The 1,084-nt window shown below is 53.5% G+C and carries 1 protein-coding gene and 2 pseudogenes; all 3 read right to left on the reverse strand.

All coding sequences use genetic code 11. The features are described 5' to 3' along the window. A pseudogene (locus FQ664_RS25720) lies at nt 1-314 on the reverse strand (hypothetical protein); the annotation flags it as partial. A gap of 15 nt (nt 315-329) precedes the next feature. Then, a complete protein-coding gene (locus FQ664_RS25725) occupies nt 330-731 on the reverse strand; it encodes a hypothetical protein (RefSeq protein ID WP_144175812.1) in 402 nt (133 codons plus the stop codon). Next, nucleotides 724-1,084: pseudogene (locus FQ664_RS27520) on the reverse strand (PAAR domain-containing protein); the annotation flags it as partial. The gene FQ664_RS25725 and the pseudogene FQ664_RS27520, both read right to left, overlap by 8 nt.

Genomic DNA, 1,084 nt, shown 5'->3' on the forward strand with positions numbered 1-1,084 from the left:
CGGCGTGCGTGCTGTGCCGCCGCCATCAGCTGGCCTTCCTCGCGGGTGCAGGCATCACCCTTGTCAGGGTCACCGATAACAAATATTTCCGCTGCCTTGAAGCCTTGCTCAAACGTCGGGTTAAGCCGTTGTAGCCGGGAGATTGGCAACGTCGCATCGTGCTCGGCCAATTGCAGTAGCACCTGTGCGAACGACATGCGCCGGGGNTGTAGCCGGGAGATTGGCAACGTCGCATCGTGCTCGGCCAATTGCAGTAGCACCTGTGCGAACGACATGCGCCGGGGGACGACGTAGAACCCAGGTACCAACGTACCGACCTGAAAAACAAGCTATTTTCCTTCTGAGAGCCTAATAAGGACATAAGCAACAATCGTCCAAACACAACCAAGCAAAGTTAACCACGCCGCAAGAGACAACTTGAACTTTAACTTTGAAGGGAAGCGCTTTAATTCATCAGGATCTAGCGTACCTTTGTGCAATGCCAATCGCGGAAATGTTATCAATCCAGCAACCATGCAAATCAACATCCAGCGCCACTTGAACCCTCGCCCGCCCCACACTTGCTTTATGGACTCAAGGTAGGGATTGCTCTGAATAGCTGAGCATGCGATACCGTAATCTTTCCTCAGTGCAAGGCAGGCAAGAATCGCCGGGCCAGGCAATCCAATGACGAATGGCCCTATTACCAATATCAGCTTCGCTGAAATCGACCAATCGTTGATGTCAATCACTTGTAGCCTCATAGATAAATTCACCAGCCGACTCGCCAATCTTCTCGCCCGCAAGTCCACCAGCGAACCCTCCAGCGCCGACAAGTACAATCCCGCACACAGGAACGCCTATTCCTGCAGTCCCAACCGCAAAAGCCGCGCACATTGTACCAGCGGCTAAGCCAGCTCCAGCGGAGACGAGCGTTCCCAACCCAACGCTACCAGCAAAACTTGCTGTCTCTGTCATTCGGATCTTTTTACAAGCAGCCGTCTCACCAGCCCTGCAAACCTCCTGAACTTTCAGATAAGAAGAAGTCCCACCCAGGCCAATTGCAGCATACCCACCATACTCAAGGTACTTGCTGAGCCGTGCC

The organism is Pseudomonas persica (assembly GCF_900291015.1).
Taxonomy (GTDB): Bacteria; Pseudomonadota; Gammaproteobacteria; order Pseudomonadales; family Pseudomonadaceae; genus Aquipseudomonas.